Source organism: Streptomyces sp. NPDC059443 (genome assembly GCF_042750105.1).
GTDB lineage: Bacteria > Actinomycetota > Actinomycetes > Streptomycetales > Streptomycetaceae > Streptomyces.
Map to the genome: position 1 here is coordinate 90,775 of NZ_JBHYVM010000026.1, position 19,726 is coordinate 110,500.

At 72.1% G+C, this 19,726-nt stretch carries 16 protein-coding genes; 8 read left to right on the forward strand and 8 right to left on the reverse strand.

The annotated features are described in order from the left end of the window. Positions 1-160: 160 nt before the first annotated feature. The gene (gene uvrA / locus ACFXDJ_RS24155; protein WP_384652397.1) at positions 161-3,151 is read right to left on the reverse strand and encodes an excinuclease ABC subunit UvrA; all 2,991 of its coding nucleotides are present in this window, start codon (positions 3,149-3,151) and stop codon (positions 161-163) included. 187 nt (positions 3,152-3,338) lie between these two features. Here uvrA and ACFXDJ_RS24160 point away from each other — a divergent pair, with 187 nt between their 5' ends. The 3 genes from ACFXDJ_RS24160 to ACFXDJ_RS24170 all read left to right on the forward strand — a co-directional run bounded on the left by ACFXDJ_RS24160 (position 3,339) and on the right by ACFXDJ_RS24170 (position 6,262). Continuing rightward, on the forward strand, positions 3,339-4,028 hold the full coding sequence (locus ACFXDJ_RS24160; RefSeq protein ID WP_384652395.1) for a maleylpyruvate isomerase family mycothiol-dependent enzyme: 690 nt from the start codon (positions 3,339-3,341) through the stop codon (positions 4,026-4,028). 9 nt (positions 4,029-4,037) lie between these two features. After that, positions 4,038-4,694, forward strand: a complete 657-nt coding sequence (locus ACFXDJ_RS24165) for an MBL fold metallo-hydrolase (RefSeq protein WP_384652393.1) — start codon at positions 4,038-4,040, stop codon at positions 4,692-4,694. Positions 4,695-4,903: 209 nt separating this feature from the next. Further along, positions 4,904-6,262 carry an MFS transporter gene (locus ACFXDJ_RS24170; RefSeq protein WP_384850269.1) on the forward strand — a complete coding sequence of 453 codons (1,359 nt, stop codon included), beginning with the start codon at positions 4,904-4,906 and terminating at the stop codon, positions 6,260-6,262. Positions 6,263-6,287: 25 nt separating this feature from the next. On the opposite strand, the gene ACFXDJ_RS24175 is transcribed toward ACFXDJ_RS24170, so the two are convergent. From ACFXDJ_RS24175 to uvrB, 4 genes are all read right to left on the reverse strand, one after another. Then, complete coding sequence (locus ACFXDJ_RS24175) at positions 6,288-7,271, reverse strand: TerC/Alx family metal homeostasis membrane protein (RefSeq protein ID WP_384652392.1); 984 nt, start codon at positions 7,269-7,271, stop codon at positions 6,288-6,290. A gap of 264 nt (positions 7,272-7,535) precedes the next feature. After that, entirely contained in the window at positions 7,536-9,374 is a 1,839-nt protein-coding gene (locus tag ACFXDJ_RS24180; protein ID WP_384652390.1) for a TerD family protein, read from the reverse strand. 73 nt (positions 9,375-9,447) lie between these two features. Continuing rightward, positions 9,448-10,026: a TerD family protein gene (locus ACFXDJ_RS24185; RefSeq protein WP_384652388.1), complete on the reverse strand. Its 579-nt coding sequence runs from the start codon at positions 10,024-10,026 to the stop codon at positions 9,448-9,450. A gap of 87 nt (positions 10,027-10,113) precedes the next feature. Beyond that, positions 10,114-12,267, reverse strand: a complete 2,154-nt coding sequence (uvrB, locus tag ACFXDJ_RS24190) for an excinuclease ABC subunit UvrB (RefSeq protein WP_384652386.1) — start codon at positions 12,265-12,267, stop codon at positions 10,114-10,116. Between the two features lie 240 nt (positions 12,268-12,507). Here uvrB and ACFXDJ_RS24195 point away from each other — a divergent pair, with 240 nt between their 5' ends. The 3 genes from ACFXDJ_RS24195 to ACFXDJ_RS24205 all read left to right on the forward strand — a co-directional run bounded on the left by ACFXDJ_RS24195 (position 12,508) and on the right by ACFXDJ_RS24205 (position 15,530). Next, positions 12,508-13,392: a glycerophosphodiester phosphodiesterase gene (locus ACFXDJ_RS24195; protein ID WP_384652384.1), complete on the forward strand. Its 885-nt coding sequence runs from the start codon at positions 12,508-12,510 to the stop codon at positions 13,390-13,392. Positions 13,393-13,484: 92 nt separating this feature from the next. After that, positions 13,485-14,048: a methylated-DNA--[protein]-cysteine S-methyltransferase gene (locus ACFXDJ_RS24200; RefSeq protein ID WP_384652382.1), complete on the forward strand. Its 564-nt coding sequence runs from the start codon at positions 13,485-13,487 to the stop codon at positions 14,046-14,048. A gap of 183 nt (positions 14,049-14,231) precedes the next feature. Next, on the forward strand, positions 14,232-15,530 hold the full coding sequence (locus ACFXDJ_RS24205) for an MFS transporter (RefSeq protein ID WP_384652380.1): 1,299 nt from the start codon (positions 14,232-14,234) through the stop codon (positions 15,528-15,530). 27 nt (positions 15,531-15,557) lie between these two features. On the opposite strand, the gene ACFXDJ_RS24210 is transcribed toward ACFXDJ_RS24205, so the two are convergent. Continuing rightward, the gene (locus tag ACFXDJ_RS24210; RefSeq protein WP_384652378.1) at positions 15,558-15,959 is read right to left on the reverse strand and encodes a cupin domain-containing protein; all 402 of its coding nucleotides are present in this window, start codon (positions 15,957-15,959) and stop codon (positions 15,558-15,560) included. Between the two features lie 269 nt (positions 15,960-16,228). Here ACFXDJ_RS24210 and ACFXDJ_RS24215 point away from each other — a divergent pair, with 269 nt between their 5' ends. Both ACFXDJ_RS24215 and ACFXDJ_RS24220 read left to right on the forward strand, forming a co-directional pair. Then, positions 16,229-17,197: a pseudouridine-5'-phosphate glycosidase gene (locus ACFXDJ_RS24215; RefSeq protein WP_384652376.1), complete on the forward strand. Its 969-nt coding sequence runs from the start codon at positions 16,229-16,231 to the stop codon at positions 17,195-17,197. Continuing rightward, complete coding sequence (locus tag ACFXDJ_RS24220; RefSeq protein WP_384652374.1) at positions 17,179-18,126, forward strand: carbohydrate kinase family protein; 948 nt, start codon at positions 17,179-17,181, stop codon at positions 18,124-18,126. Before ACFXDJ_RS24215 ends, ACFXDJ_RS24220 begins: the two co-directional genes overlap by 19 nt. Positions 18,127-18,141: 15 nt before the next feature. On the opposite strand, the gene ACFXDJ_RS24225 is transcribed toward ACFXDJ_RS24220, so the two are convergent. Both ACFXDJ_RS24225 and ACFXDJ_RS24230 read right to left on the reverse strand, forming a co-directional pair. Continuing rightward, the gene (locus tag ACFXDJ_RS24225; RefSeq protein WP_384652372.1) at positions 18,142-18,801 is read right to left on the reverse strand and encodes a hypothetical protein; all 660 of its coding nucleotides are present in this window, start codon (positions 18,799-18,801) and stop codon (positions 18,142-18,144) included. Between the two features lie 165 nt (positions 18,802-18,966). Beyond that, entirely contained in the window at positions 18,967-19,635 is a 669-nt protein-coding gene (locus ACFXDJ_RS24230; protein ID WP_384652370.1) for a uridine kinase, read from the reverse strand. Positions 19,636-19,726: the final 91 nt, after the last annotated feature.

Here is a 19,726-nt window from a genome sequence, read left to right on the forward strand (position 1 = left end):
CCGGTCGCTCTCGCCGCGGGCCCGGGCGCGCCCGCCCGGCCCCCACACCCGCGGCCGGGTCTTCACCCCCCCCCCCCGCCGGGTTGGGGGGGGGGGGGGGGGGGCCGCCCCCCCCCGGAACGGGCGAAGGGCGGGTCGGGGACCTGGCACCGCGCAGCGGCTACGCCTTGCGGGCCCGCGTCGCCTTCTTCGCCACGGCCGCGGTCTTCTTGGCGGCAGCCGGAGCCGCCGCCTTCTTGGCCGGAGCCTTCTTCGCGGGAGCTTTCTTCGCCGGGGACACCGCCGCAGGCGACCCCGCGTCGGAGATCCGGTCCGCCCCCAGGATGTCCCGCAGGAACTTGCCCGTGTGGCTCGCGCCCACCGACGCGACCTGCTCCGGGGTGCCCTCCGCGACGACGAGGCCGCCGCCGTACCCGCCCTCGGGGCCCATGTCCACGACCCAGTCCGCGGTCTTGACGACATCGAGGTTGTGCTCGATGACGATCACCGTGTTCCCCTTGTCGACCAGCCCCGACAGCACCTTGATCAGCTTCGAGATGTCCTCGAAGTGCAGGCCGGTCGTGGGCTCGTCCAGGACGTACACGGTCCGGCCCGTGGAGCGCTTCTGGAGCTCCGAGGCCAGCTTGACGCGCTGCGCCTCACCACCCGACAGCGTCGGCGCGGACTGGCCGAGGCGCACGTACCCCAGCCCCACCTCATTCAGAGTCTTCAGGTGCCGCGAGATCGTCGGGACCGCCTCGAAGAAGCCGGCGGCCTCCTCGATCGGCATGTTCAGGACCTCGGCGATGGACTTGCCCTTGTAGTGGACCTCCAGCGTCTCCCGGTTGTACCGGTCGCCGTGGCAGACCTCGCACGGGACGTAGACGTCCGGCAGGAAGTTCATCTCGATCTTGATCGTGCCGTCGCCGGAGCAGTTCTCGCAGCGGCCACCCTTGACGTTGAAGGAGAAGCGGCCCGGCAGGTAGCCGCGCACCTTCGCCTCCATCGTCTCCGCGAACAGCTTGCGGACGTGGTCGAAGACGCCCGTGTACGTCGCCGGGTTGGACCGCGGGGTCCGCCCGATCGGCGACTGGTCCACGTGCACGACCTTGTCGACGAGGTCGTCGCCGTCCACCCGCGTGTGCCGCCCCGGAACCGACCGCGCGCCGTTGAGCTCGCGCGCCAGGTGCGTGTACAGGATGTCGTTGACCAGCGTGGACTTGCCCGAACCCGAGACGCCCGTCACGGCCGTGAACACGCCCAGCGGGAAGGACACGTCGATGTCCTGGAGGTTGTTCTCCTTGGCGCCGTGGACCGTCAGCTTGCGCGCCGGGTCCACGGGACGGCGTACGTCCGGGAGCGGGATGGCCCGCTTGCCGGACAGGTACTGACCGGTGATCGACTCGGGGTTCTTCAGCAGCTCCTTCAGCGAGCCGCTGTGCACGACCTTGCCGCCGTGCTCGCCGGCGCCCGGACCGATGTCCACGACCCAGTCGGCCACCTTGATGGTGTCCTCGTCGTGCTCGACGACGATGAGGGTGTTGCCCATGTCCCGCAGCCGGACGAGCGTCTCGATCAGCCGGTGGTTGTCCCGCTGGTGCAGGCCGATGGAGGGCTCGTCCAGTACGTAGAGCACGCCCACGAGGCCGGAGCCGATCTGCGTGGCGAGGCGGATGCGCTGGGCCTCGCCGCCCGAGAGGGTGCCGGCGGCGCGGTTGAGCGAGAGGTAGTCGAGGCCGACGTCCACGAGGAAGCGCAGCCGCTCGTTGACCTCCTTGAGGACCCGCTCGGCGATCTGCTTGTCGCGGGCGTCCAGCTTCATCCGGCCGAGGAAGTCCGCGCACTCGCTGATCGACATCGCGGCGACCTCGGCGATGGAGCGGTCCATCACGGTCACCGCGAGCACGATCGGCTTGAGCCGGGTGCCTTCGCAGGTGGGGCAGGGCACTTCGCGCATGTAGCCCTCGAAGCGTTCGCGGCTGGCGTCGCTCTCGGACTCCGAGTGCCGCCGCTTGACGAAGGGGACCGCGCCTTCGAAGGCCGTGGTGTAGGCCCGCTCGCGCCCATACCGGTTGCGGTAGCGGACCTCGATCTGCGTCTTGTGGCCGTACAGCAGGGCCTTCTTCGCCCGCAGCGGCAGCCCGGCCCACGCGATGTCGGTGCGGAAGCCCAGCTCCTCGGCGAGCGCGCCGACCAGCCGCTGGAAGTAGTCCTTGGTGTGGCCCAGCGACCACGGCGAGACCGCGCCCTCGTCCAGGGACTTGTCCTCGTCCGGGACGATCAGTTCCGGGTCCACCTCCATGCGCGTACCGATGCCGGTGCACTCGGGGCAGGCGCCGAAGGGCGAGTTGAAGGAGAAGGAGCGCGGCTCCAGCTCCTCGAAGGAGAGGTCGTCGTACGGGCAGTAGAGGTGCTCGGAGTACATCCGCTCGCGCTCGGGGTCGTCCTCGGTGAGGTCGACGAAGTCCAGGATCACCATGCCGCTCGACAGCCCGAGGGCGGTCTCCACGGAGTCGGTCAGCCGGCGCTTGGCGCCCTCCTTGACCGTGAGGCGGTCGATGACCACCTCGATGGTGTGCTTCTCCTGCTTCTTCAGTGCTGGGGGCTCGGAGAGCTGGATCGTCTGCCCGTCCACCCGGGCGCGGCTGTAGCCCTTGGTCTGGAGGTCGGCGAAGAGGTCGACGAACTCGCCCTTGCGCTCGCGCACCAGCGGCGACAGCACCTGGAAGCGGCTGCCCTCGGGCAGCGCGAGCACCTTGTCGACGATCGCCTGCGGCGACTGCCGGGAGATCGGCCGGCGGCACTCGGGGCAGTGGGGCTTGCCGATGCGGGCGAAGAGCAGGCGGAGGTAGTCGTAGACCTCGGTGATGGTGCCCACGGTGGAGCGCGGGTTGCGCGAGGTGGACTTCTGGTCGATCGAGACGGCCGGGGAGAGGCCCTCGATGAAGTCCACGTCGGGCTTGTCCATCTGCCCGAGGAACTGGCGGGCGTACGACGAGAGCGACTCGACGTAGCGGCGCTGGCCCTCGGCGAAGATCGTGTCGAAGGCGAGGGAGGACTTGCCCGAACCGGAGAGCCCGGTGAAGACGATGAGGGAGTCGCGGGGCAGGTCGAGCGAGACGTTCTTGAGGTTGTGCTCGCGAGCGCCACGAACGATGAGACGGTCGGTCACGCCGGTCCGCACCTTTCTTGAGAGAGCGGGGGCACCGGCCCCCGTCCCAGGGTATTGGGGGGCGCCTCTGCGATGGAGTGGGAGACTGGACTCCGAGCGTATAGCACGTGCATTCGATTTCTGGCCCTTCGCCACCCGCTTCACCCGATCGTGTGGCGCGGGCCCTTCAACCACTAGGCTCGGCCGCATGATTGACCATGTGCACGACCTGCGATCTGTACGTGAAGCCACCGACCGGTTGCTGACCGCGACCGCGAAGCTGGACAACGCCGCCCTGGCCGAAGAGTCACATCTCCCCGGCTGGACCCGGGGCCACATCCTGGCCCACCTCGCCCGCAACGCCGACGCCCTGGTGAACGTCTTCGAGGGCCGCCCCATGTACGAGAGCGGCACCGCCCGCGACTCGGACATCGAGCGCGATTCGGGACGTCCCCTGCTGGAACAGCTCGAAGACCTCCGGAATTCCGCGGCCCGCTGGCAGGCCGCCGGCGAGGCCCCGCAGGACTGGACCCGCACGGTGGAGCTGCGCAACGGCGTCACCGACAGCGCCTCCCGCATCCCCTTCCGGCGCCTGGTGGAGGTCGAGCTCCACCACGTCGACCTCAATGCCGGCTACGAGCTCACGGACCTCTCCGAGGAGTTCACCGCCCGCGAGATCGACTTCCTGGCCGACCGCTGGTCGGGACACCCCGACGTACCCGCGACGGCCCTGGCCGCCACCGGGGGCGGCCGCTGGCGGACCGGCTCCGCCGGCGAGCCCGTGGTCACCGTCACCGGGAGCGCCGCCGCCCTGCTGGGCTGGCTGGCGGGCCGCGCCGACAAGGGCGCCACCCTCACCACCGAAGGCGGCCTCCTGCCCGCCCTCCCGCCGCTCTAGGATCGGTTCATGACGTACAGCGGAGCGGTCAAGGTCGGCGGTCCGGCCGACGTGCACGAACTCTCGGACCTCATGATTTCCAAGGTCGCGGTGGGGGGCATGAACAACAACGCCTACCTGCTGCGCTGCCGGGCCACCGACGAGCAGCTGCTGATCGACGCGGCCGCCGAGCCCCATACCCTGCTGAGCCTGATCGGCGACGGCGGCATCGCGTCCGTGGTCACCACCCACCGGCACGGCGACCACTGGGGCGCGCTGGCCGAGGTGGTCGCGGCGACCGGCGCGCGGACGTACGCGGGCGCCCTCGACGCGGAGGGCATCCCGGTCGCGACCGACGTGCTCGTCGCGGACGGGGACACGATCACGGTCGGACGGGTCACGCTGACCGCCCGCCACTTGGTCGGCCACACCCCCGGCTCGATCGCCCTGGTCTACGACGACCCGCACGGTCACCCGCACGTGTTCACCGGCGACTGCCTCTTCCCGGGCGGCGTCGGCAACACCTGGGGCGACCCGAAGGCCTTCGTCCGGCTCGTGAACGACGTCGAGGAGAAGATCTTCGGCGAGCTGCCGGACGAGACCTGGGTCTACCCGGGCCACGGCGACGACACCACGCTCGGCGCCGAACGTCCCCACCTGGCCGAATGGCGCGAGCGCGGCTGGTAGCCGACGGCGGCCGCGTCAACCCGGACACGCAGTGCACTCCTTCCGGTCGATGATGGCCGAACGCACGTCCTGAGGGTGTGGGGCGGGGTAATTGCTGCACCATGCAACAAGACCCCTCCCCCGCCCCCTCCTCCGCCCGGACCCCCGAGGGCCCCAAAGCTCCCGAGGCTCCCGAGCCCCCCGGGGATCCCGTTCCCGCGCGGCCCTCCATGCTGCGGCTCGCCTCGGCCTCCCTGGCCGGCACCGCCATCGAGTTCTACGACTTCTTCGTCTACGGCACCGCCGCCGCCCTGGTGCTCGGGCCGCTCTTCTTCCCCTCCTTCTCCCCGCTCGCCGCGACCCTCGCCGCCTTCGGCACCTTCGGCATCGGTTTCCTCGCCCGCCCCCTCGGCTCCGCCGTCTTCGGCCACATCGGCGACCGCCACGGCCGCCGCCCGGTGCTCCTCGGCTCCCTGCTGCTGACCGGCCTGGCCACGGTGGCGGTGGGCTGCGTGCCCTCGTACGCCTCCATCGGGATGGCCGCGCCGGTGCTGCTGATCCTGCTGCGGTTCCTCCAGGGCTTCGGCCTCGGCGGCGAATGGGGCGGCGCGGTGCTGCTGACCGCCGAGCACGCCCCCGAGCGGCGGCGCGGGCTGTGGTCGAGCTTCCCGCAGATGGGCCCGGCCGTGGGGTTCCTGCTGGCCAACGGGCTGATGCTGACCCTGTCGAGCACCCTCACCGACGGGCAGTTCGCCGCCTGGGGCTGGCGGGTGCCGTTCTGGGCGGCCGGGCTGCTGGCCCTGGCCGGACTGTGGCTGCGCCGCTCGGTGGAGGAGACCCCGCAGTTCCGCGCGCTCGCCGAGACGGGCCGCCGGGCGGACGCGCCGCTGACCGAGGTCGTACGGGGCCACTGGCGGCTGCTCCTGCTGACCGGCGGGGCGCTGGCCGTGGGGTACTCCGTGTTCTACGCGGTCACCACCTGGTCCCTCGCGTACGCCACCGAGCACCTCGGGGTGCACCGCTCGGTGATGCTCGCGTGCATCATGGCGGCCATCGCGGTCAAGGGGCTGGCGACCCCGGTGGTGGCGGTGCTCGGCGACCGCTACGGCCGGCGCCCGCTCTGCCTGGCGGGCTGCGCCGCCTGCGCCCTGTGGATGTTCCCCTTCGTGGCCCTGCTGCGCACGGCGGACCCGCTGCTGATGACGCTGGGGCTGCTCGGCGCCCTGCTCGGCATGGTGACGATGTTCGCGGTGGTGGGCGCGTACCTGCCCGAGCTGTACGCCCCGCGGATCCGCTGCACGGGCGCGGCCGTCGGCTACAACCTCGGCGGGGTGCTCGGCGGCGCGCTGACCCCGATCGTGGCGACGGCCCTGGCGGACGGCGCGGGCCCGCCGTGGGCCGTCGCGGTGTACCTGACGGCGATCGCCCTGGTCTCCCTGGCCTGCTTCGCGCTGCTGCCGGAGACGAACCCGGTGGTCGTACGCCAGCGGACGGGCCCCGGGACGGGCGCGGGCCCCGGCAAGGACACGGGGAAGGGCAAGGGCACGGACGCCGAAGCGGGGGCGGCCGGAGCGGCCGCCCCCGCGTAGCCCCGTAGGGCCGCGGCAGCGCGGATCAGGCCTCGATGTTCTCCGGGCTGGCGGCGGCTTCGGCCGCCGCCTGCTTCTTCGAGGCGATCAGGCTGGTGACCGTGGTGATCACCAGCACGCCGCAGATGACGCCCAGGGAGACCGGGATGGAGATCTGCGGGACGTGCAGGCCCGACTCGTGCAGGGCGTGCAGCACGAGCTTGACGCCGATGAAGCCGAGGATGACGGAGAGGCCGTAGCTGAGGTGGACCAGCTTCTTGAGCAGGCCGCCGATGAGGAAGTACAGCTGGCGCAACCCCATCAGGGCGAAGGCGTTGGCCGTGAAGACGATGTACGGGTCCTGGGTGAGGCCGAAGATCGCGGGGATCGAGTCCAGGGCGAACAGCACATCGGTGGTGCCGATGGCGAGCATGACCACCATCAGGGGGGTCAGGATGCGCTTGCCGTTCTTCTCGATGAAGAGCTTGGTGCCGTGGTAACGGTCGGCGACACCGAACTTCTTCTCGATGGACTTGAGGAGACGGTTCTCCTCGAATTCCTCGTCCTCCTCGTCCTTGCGGGCCTCCTGGATCAGCTTCCACGCCGTGTAGATGAGGAACGCGCCGAAGATGTAGAAGACCCACGAGAAGTTGGCGATGATCGCGGCGCCGGCCGCGATGAAGATCGCGCGCAGGACGAGGGCGATCAGCACGCCCACCAGCAGCACGCGCTGCTGGAGGTGGGAGGGGACCGAGAACTTCGCCATGATCAGGACGAAGACGAAGAGGTTGTCCACGCTCAGGGACTTCTCGGTGATGAAACCGGCGAAGAATTCCTGGGAGGCCTGGCCGTGGCCGAAGAACAGCAGGCCGAGACCGAAGAGCGCGGCGAGGGCGATCCAGACGACCGTCCAGATGCCCGCTTCCTTCATGGAAACGTCGTGGGGCTTGCGGCCGATGAAGAAATCGGCGCCGATGAGGATGGACAGACCGAGAATGGTCAGCACCCATAGGGTCAACGAAACGTCCACTATTTACACGCCTCCGGCAGATGGCTCAGCACTTTGTCAGCGTCATCGCTGCCGGAGGTCTCTTCCACCCGGACGGCCTGGCGGCCGCGGGCCGGCGCCCCGGGACCGATTGCAGTCCGTATTGACGGGCACGCCGTAGCAGGAAAGCAGGAATACTCCCCTCCGCACTCACAAGCGTACCCGTCACAGCCGCTTTAGGTAAAGGGGAGACCAAGAACTGCCCAATGGGCGGTCATCTCGGGCGGGCGGCGGACCGTCCCGCGGTCACCGCCCGGAGCCGCGCCGGGCCGCCGCCACCCGCTCCAGTACCTGGTCCAGGACCCGGCTGCCCTGCGGCGGCACGTCCGGCTCGAAGGTCCAGGCGTGGTGGACCCACGGATCGGCGAGGTGCTCGTCCGGTACGGGCGACAGCCGCATCAGCGAGCGCCACAGCGGGTCCAGCAGCGGCCCGTAGGCCGAGGCCTCGTCACGGTCCGCGACCATCAGCAGGTGCACGCCGACCGCCGGACCTTCGTCCGCGAGATAGCGCAAACGGGTGACGGCACGGTCGTCGAACCCGTGCGGGAAATCGTGCACGATCAGCAGCTGATCGGCCGTGTCCACATCGGGCGGCAGGTCCTCCGGAGCCCCGGCCCGCACCGCCATCTGTACGAGGTCCACGCGCCGGGTCAGCCGCTCCAGGGTCTCGGTGACCCCCGCGGCCCCGGCGGCGGGCGGCCCGGCCAGCACCCCGGCGCGCACCAGCGGGGCCAGCGAGGCGGCTCCGGCGCCGGCCGCGTCGATCACGTGGACGGCGTACCGGTCGGCGGGGTGGGCGCCCAGCAGCCGTACGGCGTGCGCGACGGCCATGTCCATGGCGGCCCGGCGCAGCCGGTCGGTGTCCATGGCCATGGCGGCCTCGGAGCCGGTGCGGCCGTTGTCGATCCACAGGCCCCGTTCCAGCGGGACCCGCACCAGCATCGGGATCCGCAGGCCGGGCCCCTCCGGCAGGCTGAGATCGCCCAGGCGCAGGGCCAGCGGGCTCTCCGCGGGCACGGCGTGCGCGTGCCATACGGGGCTGTCCCAGCGGGCGTACGCGGTCGGCAGCGCGGGCTCGACCACCTCGGATTCGGCGGTGAGCTGGGCGAGGTCCCGGTCGAGCACGGCCCGCGCCCGCGCGACCAGCTCGTCGCGGCGGGTCCGGGCGGCGTCGCGGGCGGCGTCGCCGGAGCCGCCCAGGCGGTGGCGCGGGTCGGCCAGGGCTTCGTCGAGCTCGCGGTCCATGCGGGAGTCGGCGAACTCGACGGCTCCGCGGTAGGCGGCGACGGAGCGGGCCATGTCCTCGAACATGCCCCAGACCTGGTTGTAGAGCCGCTCCTCCATGGACCAGCCGCTCGCGTCCCCGGCGACGGGTCGGGGCGCCTCGCCCGGGTGCGCGGGCTCCGCGGGGCGCGGCGCGGGCTCCGGCGGTTCGGTGCTGGTGCGGCGGCGCGGGTGGGCGTAGCTGATGGTGGCCGCCGAACCCTCCTGCGGGACCGGGGCGGGGGCCGGGGCCTGGACCGGCGGCGTGATGTCCCGCGGTACCGCCGGCCCCAGCGCGGCTGCGGCCAGCTCGGTGGCGGCCGGGACGGCCAGGCCGGCGTCGGCCAGCAGCGCGCCGAGCCCGGCGGCGTACCCCTGGCCCACGGCGCGCACCTTCCAGGCCCCCTGGCGGCGGTACAGCTCCAGGGCCACGACGGCGGTCTCGGCCTCCAGCCCGGTGAGCGTGTACCCGGCGAGCTCGGCGCCCCCGGGTTCGGCCACGGACACGTAGGAGGCCGGGACCGCGCCGAAGCGTGCCGGACCGCCGGGCGGCAGGACGAGGACGACACCGACCCGGTGCACGGCCGCTCCGACCGCGTCGAGGTCGACCTCTATCCGGTGCTGCCCCGAGACCGCCCCGGGCACTTCGAGCCCCGGCAGGGTCCGCGACCCGGGATGGGCCACCGCCCCGGGTCCGGCGAGCCGGCCCGCGTCGTCGCCGACCTGGGCCAGGGCGAGCACGGGTGTGCCCGCCGAGATCCTGATCTCCACCCGGCTCCGGGACAGAGGGTGGTTCTGCCCCCGGACCAGTTCGGCCGTCATCGTGCAGCCCCTCCCCCGTACCCGTTCTTCTGCTGTGCTGCGTGGTGCTGTCGATCGCGCCGTGCCGTGCTGCTTACAGGTGCGGCAGGATCGCCGGCATCAGGTCCTGGAAGGTCCGGCCGTTGGCCGGGTTGCCGAGGGCCGTCATCTGCCAGCCGCCGCCGACGCGCGACACCTTCGCCATGATCTGCGCGGTGTACTGACCGCCGCCGTCGAGGGTGTAGCGGGCCAGCTCCTGGCCGTTGGTCTCGTCCACGATGCGGCAGAAGGCGTTCTGCACCTCCTGGAACGTCTGGCCGGTGAAGGAGTTCACCGTGAAGACGATCTGGTCGATGTGCACCGGTACGCGCTGGAGGTCGACGAGGATCGACTCGTCGTCCCCGCCCTGGCCGGCGCCGCCGACGAGGTTGTCACCGGTGTGCCGGACCGAGCCGTCGTCGCTCTGGAGGTGCCGGAAGAAGACCACGTCCACGGGCTGCTTGTCGGCGAAGAGCACCGCCGACGCGTCGAGGTCGATCTCCCGGGTCCGCGAGCCGAACAGCCCTCGGCGCTTGGCCGCCTGCCAGCCGAGACCCATCCGGACCGCGGTCAGGGTGCCTCCGTCCGCCTTCTGCAGACTGATGGCCTGACCCTTGGTCATGTTGACCGTCACGCGTGTCCCCTCTCACTGGCCCGCCCCCGATGTGGGTGCGCAGCGTGTACCTGCGACTGGATCCCAACCCTACTGACCGGCCCCGGGTCAGGCGAGGCCCGCTTCCTTCATCTGCCGGAGCTCCTTCTTCAGTTCGCTCACCTCGTCGCGGATCCGGGCGGCGACCTCGAACTGCAGCTCCGCGGCGGCGCCGCGCATCCGCTCGGTCATCTGCTCGATGAGCGCGGCCAGTTCCGCGGCGGGACGGTCGGTGAGCACCTCGGCGGCCTTGCCCCCCTTCGCCCCCTTGCCCGCCTTGCCCGCCTTGCCCTGACCGGCCTTGCCGCCCAGCGCGGGCACCGGCGCCTTCAGGGCCTTGCCGTCCTTCGTCTGCCGGTAGCCGGTGCCGAGGAGCTCCTCGGTGTCCAGCTCCTCCCGGGCGATGGTGGCGACGATGTCGTTGATCTTCTTGCGCAGCGGCTGCGGGTCGATCCCGTGCTCGGTGTTGTAGGCGACCTGCTTCTCCCGGCGCCGGTTGGTCTCGTCGATCGCCTGGGCCATCGCCGGGGTGATGCTGTCGGCGTACATGTGGACCTGGCCGGACACGTTGCGCGCCGCGCGGCCGATGGTCTGGATCAGCGAGGTGCCGGAGCGCAGGAAGCCCTGCTTGTCGGCGTCGAGGATCGCCACCAGCGACACCTCGGGCAGGTCGAGGCCCTCGCGCAGCAGGTTGATGCCGACCAGGACGTCGTACTCGCCGGCCCGCAGCTCGCGCAGCAGCTCGATGCGGCGCAGGGTGTCCACGTCGCTGTGCAGGTAGCGGACCTGGATGCCGAGCTCCAGGAAGTAGTCGGTGAGGTCCTCGGCCATCTTCTTGGTGAGGGTGGTGACCAGGACCCGCTCGTCCTTCTCCACCCGCTGGCGGATCTCGTGCACGAGGTCGTCGATCTGGCCCTCGGTGGGCTTGACCACGACCTCCGGGTCGATGAGGCCGGTCGGGCGGATGATCTGCTCGACGAAGCCGTCGCCGCGCGAGAGCTCGTACTTGCCGGGGGTCGCCGACAGGTAGACGGTCTGGCCGATCCGCTCCTGGAACTCTTCCCACTTCAGCGGCCGGTTGTCGAGGGCCGACGGGAGGCGGAACCCGTGGTCCACCAGGGTCCGCTTGCGGGAGGCGTCGCCCTCGTACATCGCGCCGATCTGCGGGACCGTCACGTGCGACTCGTCGATGACGAGGAGGAAGTCCTCGGGGAAGTAGTCGATCAGGGTGTTGGGCGCGGAGCCGCGCTCGCGGTCGTCCATGTGCAGCGAGTAGTTCTCGATGCCGGAGCAGGATCCGATCTGGCGCATCATCTCCAGGTCGTACGTGGTGCGCATGCGCAGCCGCTGGGCCTCCAGCATCTTGCCCTGCTTCTCCAGCTCGGCGAGGCGCTCGGCGAGCTCGGCCTCGATGCCGTTGATCGCCTTCTCCATGCGCTCGGGGCCGGCGACGTAGTGGGTGGCGGGGAAGACGTACAGCTCGCGGTCCTCGCTGATCACCTCGCCGGTCAGCGGGTGCAGGGTGGACAGGGCCTCGATCTCGTCGCCGAACATCTCGATGCGGACGGCCAGTTCCTCGTAGACCGGGAAGATCTCGATGGTGTCCCCGCGCACCCGGAAGGTGCCGCGGGTGAAGGCCACGTCGTTGCGCGTGTACTGGATCTCGACGAAGCGGCGCAGCAGCTGGTCGCGGTCCATCTCCTCGCCGACCTTGAGGGGCACCATCCGGTCCACGTACTCCTGCGGGGTGCCGAGGCCGTAGATGCAGGACACCGAGGCGACGACGATGACGTCGCGCCGGGTGAGGAGGGAGTTCGTCGCGGAGTGGCGCAGCCGCTCCACCTCCTCGTTGATCGAGGAGTCCTTCTCGATGTAGGTGTCCGACTGCGGTACGTACGCCTCGGGCTGGTAGTAGTCGTAGTACGAGACGAAGTACTCGACGGCGTTGTTCGGCAGGAGCTCGCGGAACTCGTTCGCCAGCTGGGCGGCGAGCGTCTTGTTCGGAGCCATCACCAGCGTGGGCCGCTGGAGCTTCTCGATCATCCAGGCGGTGGTCGCCGATTTGCCGGTGCCGGTCGCGCCGAGCAGCACGACATCCTTCTCACCTGCACGGATGCGCTTCTCCAGCTCGGCGATGGCCGCCGGCTGGTCGCCGCTGGGCGTGTAGGAGCTGACGACCTCGAAAGGCGCCACCGTGCGTTCGATCTTCGATACGGGCCGCATGGGTCAACCGTACGACCCCCCACTGACAGCCGATGCTCCGGTCGGCCCGCGGGGCCGTACGGGTCGCGCCCGTTTGTCGTAGTTCGGTGGCGGCCCGGTGATCGCCAACCCCATGATCGCCGTACACACCTCTCCCTGAAAGTGCGTCGAAAACGTATCGCAGAAGTGGATCGCCGCAACGAATGCCGCCCCGGCCCCGTTTGAGGCAGGAGCAGGGCTCACGACCCGAGGAGAACGCGCATGTACGTCCGACCCGCCGCCGCGGCCACCGCCGCCTTCCTTGGACTCACGCTGACCGTGTTCGGCGCGACGGTCGCCCCCGCGGCCCCCGGTCCGGACTGGCTCTCCAACCCGATCGTGTACGCCCACCGGGGGGCTTCGGCGTACGCCCCGGAGAACACCCTCGAATCGATCGACCGTGCGATGGCCATGGGCTTCGACTGGGTGGAGAACGACGTCCAGCGCACCAAGGACGGCGAGCTCGTCGTGATCCACGACGACACCCTGCTCCGCACGACCAACGTCAAGCACGTGTTCCCCGACCGCAAGTCCTGGCGCATCAAGGACTTCACCGCGGCGGAGATCCGCAGCCTGGACGCGGGCAGCTGGTTCGGACCGCAGTTCGCGGGCGCCCACGTGCCGACCCTGCGGGAGTACATGAACCGGGTGCAGCGCAACCGGCAGCGACTGCTCCTGGAGATCAAGAAGCCGGAGCTCTACCCCGGGATCGAACAGCAGACCCTGGACCTCCTCGCGGAGACCGGCTGGCTCGACGAGAACCACGTGAGCCGCCGGCTGGTGGTCCAGAGCTTCAGCGCCGCGTCCATCCGCACCGTCCACGAGCTGCGCCCCGACGTGGTGACGGCGTACCTCGGCACCCCGGCCGTGGCCGATCTGCCGAAGTATGCCGAGTTCACCGACCGGATCAACCCCTGGTACAAGACCATCGACGGCGACTGGGTGGACGCGGTGCACGGGCTGGCCGGCGCCCACGGCAAGGCGATGGAGGTGGACGCCTGGATCGTGGACGACTCGGAGACCGCCCGCCAGGTCCGGGACATGGGCGTGGACGGGATCATCACCGACAAGCCCGACGTCGTACGGAACGCGGTGGGCGGGTACTGAGCGGTACTGGGCGGGTACCGAGCGGGGCCGTCGGCGCTGTCGGCACGGTCGGCTCTGTCAGCACCGTCGATGGTTAGCCGTACCGTGAAGGGGTGGACAGCACCGAGCGGCCCCGCGGGCCGCGCCTCGAATGGACCGTCGTCCCCAGCGACATCGGCCCCCTGCTCCTGGCCGCGACCCCGGAGGGTCTGGTCCGGGTGGAGTTCCACGCCGGGCCGGACCGGGCGGACAAGATGATCGGCTCGCTGATCTCCCGGCTCGGCGCCGACGCCTGGCGTCCCGCGCCGGGCGAGGAGGTCCTGCTGGCCGAGCCCGTACGCCAGCTGACCGCGTACTTCGCCGGTACGCTACGGCGCTTCGAGCTGCCCCTCGACTGGCGGCTCAGCTCCGGCTTCAACCGGCAGGTCCTGCTGGAACTGGACCGTTCCGTGCCCTACGGGTCGGTCGTGAGCTACGGCGAGCTGGCCGCCCGAGCCGGCCAGCCGGGCGCCGCCCAGGCGGTCGGCAACGCGATGGGATCGAACCCGCTGCCGGTGGTGGTGGCCTGCCACCGGGTCGTGGAGAACGACGGCGGCATCGGCGGCTTCGGCGGCGGAGTGGAAACCAAGCGCACCCTGCTCGCCCTGGAGGGCGTCCTCCCGCAGCCGCTGTTCTGACCGTGGCGGGCGGGCCGGCCCGGTGGCGGGCCACCACCGGCGACTCATGGTTCCCCCAGCCGGTAAGGGGTGGGAAACTGCGGCAGTGACTACTCCCGCCGCCCCATCCGGCCCTGGCCGAGGCCGAGGCCAGGACCCCCGACCCGGCCACAGCCCGGCTCCCCGCCTCCGCCGGGGGTCCGCGTGACCGCGATATCCGGCACCGGCCGGACCTCGTCCCCGCCGGTCACCCCCGCCGATCTGCCCCGGCTGCGGCGCCGCACCACCGGCGTCCTGATCGCCGGGCAGATACTGGGCGGTGTCGGCGTGCCCATCAGCATCGCCCTGGCACCGGTGCTGGCGACCCAGATCAGCGGGACGGAGTCGCTGTCCGGATTCGCCTCGACCGCCTCCGTGATCGGCACGGCCCTCGTCTCGCTGCCGCTCGCCGCGCTGATGACCGCGCGCGGCCGCCGGCCCGGGCTGGTCCTCGCCTACCTGATCGGCGCCACCGGCGCGGCCCTCGTGGTCCTCGCCGCCTCCGTGAAGAGCTTCCCGCTCCTGATGCTCGGCATGGCCGCCTTCGGAGCCGCCTCCTCCGCCAACCTCCAGGCCCGCTTCGCCGCCGCCGACCTCGCCGAACCCGACCGCCGGGCCCGCGCGATCTCGATCGTCGTCTGGGCCTCCACCCTCGGCGCGGTGCTCGGCCCCAACCTCTCCGCCCCCGCCAGCCGCAGTTTCGCGGGTACCTCCGTACCGCAGACCGCGGGGCCCTTCGTCTGGGCCGGCGCCGTCTTCCTGCTCACGGCCGCGCTGATCGCCGTATTCCTGCGCCCGGACCCGCTGCTGACGGCCCGGGCCCTCGCCGGGCCCGCGGAGCAGACCGCCGCCGGGCGCTCGCTGCGCGCCGGATTCGCGGCGGTCAAGGCCTCGCCCAGGGCCCGGCTCGCGCTGCTCACCATCGCGGTGTCACACACCACCATGGTCTCGATCATGGTGATGACCCCGGTCGACCTGGGCCACCACGGAGCCGGCCTCCAGCTCATCGGACTGGTCATCAGCGGGCACATCGCCGGCATGTTCGCCTTCTCGCCGGTGATGGGCCTGCTCGCCGACCGGCTCGGCCGGCTGTCCGTGATCGGCCTGGCGGCCGGGCTGCTGTCGGTCGCCGCCCTGCTCGCGGGCACGGCCGGTCCGAACCACGCCCAGACCGCCGCCGGACTCTTCCTGCTCGGCCTCGGCTGGTCCGCCGGCATGGTGTCCGGCTCGGCGCTGCTGACGGACTCGGTGCCGCAGGCCGCGCGTGCCGCCGTACAGGGCCTGAGCGACCTCACGATGAACACGTCCGCCGGGATCGGCGGCGCGGCCGCCGGTCTGGTCATGTCCCAGGCCGGCTACGGCTGGCTCAACGTGGCCGGCGCCTGCCTGCTGCTGCCGATGGCGGCGCTCGCGCTGTTCACCTCGCGCCGCCATCCGGTGAAGGCGTCCGCCGGGGCCGAGTAGCTTCGGGCTCCACCAGCTCCAGCAGCTTCAGTAGCTGATGTGGTAGGCCTTGCGGAGCGTCTCGTGGACGGTCCAGGTGGTCTTGTCGCCCTCGCGCAGCACACAGGCCGAGCCGGGGCCGACCTCCAGCGTCGGGCCGCCCTCCACCTCGATGGTGGCGCGGCCGCTGACCACCACGAACAGTTCATTGGCCTCGGTGTCGGTGACCACGCCCGGGGTGATCTGCCAGATCCCGCGCACCTGGGAGCCGTCCGCGGCCTCCCACAGCACCTTGCCCGTGACGACGGGCTCGCCGGAGACGATCTGCGCGGGGTCGAGCTCCTCCGCCTCCAGCTCCGCGTCCGGGAGGTCCGGTACGGAGACGGCGAAGGAAGCGGGGGCGGAGGCGGGGGCCTGGGGGGAATCGGAGGCGTGGTCACTGGTGCTCATGGCGCGTCAGCCTAATCCGGACGCGGCGCACCCCGCGGTGACCAGAGCGTCCAGCGCGCGCCCCCGCGGCGCGTCACCCTGTCCAGCCCCGCCGGGCACCGAGCAGCGGCTGGTGGAATCCGGTGTCCGCCGGGGCGCAGCACCCGCTCCATTTCGGCCAGGGCCGCCGTCACCTCGGGGGCCGTCAGCAGGTGCCGATGCCGCATAGGTTCGCGCCGGTGCGGTGTCCGCGCGTTTGGGGCCCCGAATCCCGTGCCAGGGATGGGGACATGTCACAGCACAGAGCAGCAGCGCCGTCATCGGCTTCGCCCGCGCCCTCGTGGGACCGGGTGCCCGTCCTGTCGGAGGAGGTGCGCGAGGCGCTCGACCGCCGGCAGCCCGTCGTGGCGCTGGAGTCGACGATCCTCGCGCACGGCCTGCCCCGCCCGCGGAATCTGGAGGTGGGCGGCGAACTGGAGGAGCTGGTCCGCTCGGAGGGGGCCGTGCCGGCGACGATCGCGGTGGTCGACGGGGTGGCGTACGCCGGGCTCGACAAGGCGCGGCTGGAGCGGATCGCGAGCGGCGAGGGCGTGCGCAAGCTCGGCCACCGCGATCTGGCCCCCGCACTGGCGACGGGGGCCACCGGCGCGACGACGGTGTCCGCGACGGCCTTCCTCGCCGCGCGGGCGGGGCTGCGGGTGTTCGCCACCGGCGGGCTGGGCGGCGTACACCGGGAGTGGACGCGGTCGCAGGACGAGTCGGCGGACCTGTCGCTGCTGGCACGGACCCGGATCACGGTGGTGTGCGCGGGGGTGAAGTCGATCCTGGACGTCCCGGCGACGCTCCAGCGGCTGGAGACGCTGGGGGTCGGGGTGCTCGGGTACGGGACGGACCGGTTCCCCGGGTTCTACCTGGCCGACTCCGGCGAGCCGGTGGACTGGACCGTGCACCGCCCGGAGGAGGTGGCGGCGGTGATGGCCGCCCAGGACGCCCTCGGGGGGACGGAGTCGGCGCTCCTCGTCGCCAACCCGGTCGCGCGGGCCGAGCAGTTGGATCCGGAGCTGCACGACCGGGTGCTGGCCGAGGCCCTGTCGGAGTGCCGGGAGCGGGGGATCACGGGCCAGGCGGTGACTCCGTTCCTGCTGGGGTACCTGGTGCGCGCGACGGGCGGGGCCTCGCTGGAGGCCAACCTGGCGGCGGTACGGGGCAACGTGCGCCTCGGGGCCCGGATCGCGCGGGCGTGGGCGGCCCGGCCGTGAGCGGCGCGGGCGGCGGCGACCCGGTTGCCGCCGGCGCCCTGCTCGTCGTCGGGGACGTGGTGACGGACGTGGTGGCGGTGCACACGCAACCACTGGCCCCGGCCACCGACACCGCCGCCCGCATCCGCACCCTGCCGGGCGGCGCCGGGGCCAACGCGGCCTGCTGGGCGGCCCGTACGGGGGCGGCGGAGGTACGGCTCCTCGCGCGGGTGGGCGCCGAATCGGCGCACTGGCACGAACGGGCGCTGCTCGACGCGGGGGTCCGGCCGAGCCTGGTGACCGACCCCACCGAGCCGACGGGCACGGTGATCGCCCTGGTCGGCGAGGACGCGGAGCGGACCTTCCTGACCGACAGCGGGGCCGCGTTGCGGCTCTCCCCCGCCGACTGGGATCCCGCACTGCTGGACGGCGTCGCCCATCTCCACCTGTCCGGTTATCTGTTCTTCGCCGACACCAGCCGGGAGCTGGCCCTGGTGGCGCTACGGGCGGCCCGTGCGCGGAGGGTGCCGGTGAGCGTGGATCCGGCCTCGGCGGGGTTCCTGGCCGCACTGGGCCCGCGGCGGTTCCTCGATGCCGTGGCGGGGGCCGCCGTACTGCTGCCGAACGAGGACGAGGCCCTGCTCCTGGCGGGGCTGCCCGGAGCCGCCGGACCGGCCGGGGTCGCGCGGGCGGCTGCGGAGCTGAGCCGGCGGGTGCCGCTGGTGGTGGTCACCCGGGGTGCGGCCGGCGCCCTGATCGCCGAGGACGGCCGGGTGACGGCGGAGGTCGCCGCCGAGGCCGCCGAGGCCGTGGACACCACGGGCGCCGGGGACGCGTTCACCGGTGCCTTCCTCGCGGCCCGGCTGGCCGGCGCGGGCTCGGCGTGGGCCGCCGGGGCCGGCTGCCGGGCGGCGGCGCGGGCGGTCACCCGGCTGGGCGGGCGACCGTAGCGGCGGGAGCGGCGGTCAGGAGCTGTACTCCTCCTGGCCGAGGGTGTCGATCACACCGGCGGGGGTCAGGTTGTAATGGAACACCAGGCCCTTGTTCGGGTGGGTTTCCAGCCACGAGGTGAGCTCGTGCGTGCTGATCGGCTTGTTCGTGGAACCGGAGAGGATCGGGGCGTGGGCGCCGATCTTGGCGTCTTCGGCGATGGGAATGAAGATTTCCTCGCCGACGGTCACGAAGGGGGTCGCGCCACCTGGCACGGCGCAGCCCCAGTGGCCGCGCTTGCCGATCAGGGCCCAGGAGCCGCCCTCGGGGGTGTAGCGGTCGACGGAGAACTCGTTCGGCGATTCCAGATCCTTGGGGATGGCGCAGGTGGGCCCGGGGGCCGGCGGCTTCGGCTTGACCGCGGCGGTGGCGGTCGGGGACGGCTTCTTCGACGACGCGGCGGCGGGCGCGGACGGCTTCGCCGTGCCGGCCGGGGCGGAGGGCGCGGAAGTGGCCGAAGGGGTCGCCGCGCTCGCGCTGGGCGCCGTACCGGCGGGACCCGCTCCGGCTCCCGCGGCGCCGTCGTCTCCATTGCAGGCGGTGAGGGCCAGGGTTCCGCAGAGCACCAGAGCGGCGGCGCAGGCCTGCGTCCGCAGCCGTCTCCCACCCTGAACCCCGTTACCGCGCACACCCATTGCCGTCTCCCTCTGCCAAGGCGGCACCGGATGGCCGCCGTCGAAGCGTGCCGTCAACGTAAGGCCCGGTTCCGGTCGTGGCGATGGCCGGATCCGCTTCGTCACAGAGCCGCGATGGCGCTGTTGCGGATCACGGACTTCCGTGACGGAGCGGGGGCCCGGGGGTCAGCCCGTGCGACCGGTGAGCCCCGTCCAGGCGGGGTGGCGCGGGTCGTCGGCCCGGACCAGGGCATCGGCCAGGGCCGCCGGGCCGGTCTCGGCCTCGTAGCGCGCGAAGGCAGGCAGGGTCCAGCGGGCGGACTCCTCGGTGCGGCGGGCCAGCGCGGCCGGGGAGAGGCTGATGTGGACGCTGAGGTCGAAGGGGAACCAGTGACCCAGGAGCAGCGGCCCGTGCACGATCAGCACGCCGCCGGGCGGGAGTTCGGCGTAGGGGCTGCGGGTCGCCCGGTCGGTCGCCGGGTCCCAGAGGTCGGGCAGGACCCGGCCGGTGCCGCCGGGATCGGTCGGGCCGAAGACCTCCCGCCAGAGCGCGGCCGTGTCGTACCAGCCGCCGAGGTACGAGTCCACGTCCTCGCGGCCGAACTCGAAGCGCAGGGAGGCCGGGCGCAGGAACCCCCCGGCCGCCACCACCAGGACCGGCCGGCCGCGCAGGCGCAGCGCCTCGGCGAGTTCCCCGGCGAGCACTTCGGTACGGGCGGCGGGGGCGCCGTCGATGCCCACCCGCCGCCAGGCGCCTTCACCAGCGCCTTCACCCGCGCCTCCGCCCGCGCCCTCTTCGAGGTGACCGGCGAGCCGCTCGGCCATCCGCTGCCATGTGATCGCTTCCAGCTGCACGAGCCCATTGTCAGTGGTGGCCCCTAACGTTTTTCACGAGGGATCAACGGCGCACAGGGGGCCGGGGGCCCGGCCTTGGGGAGGGGTCTGT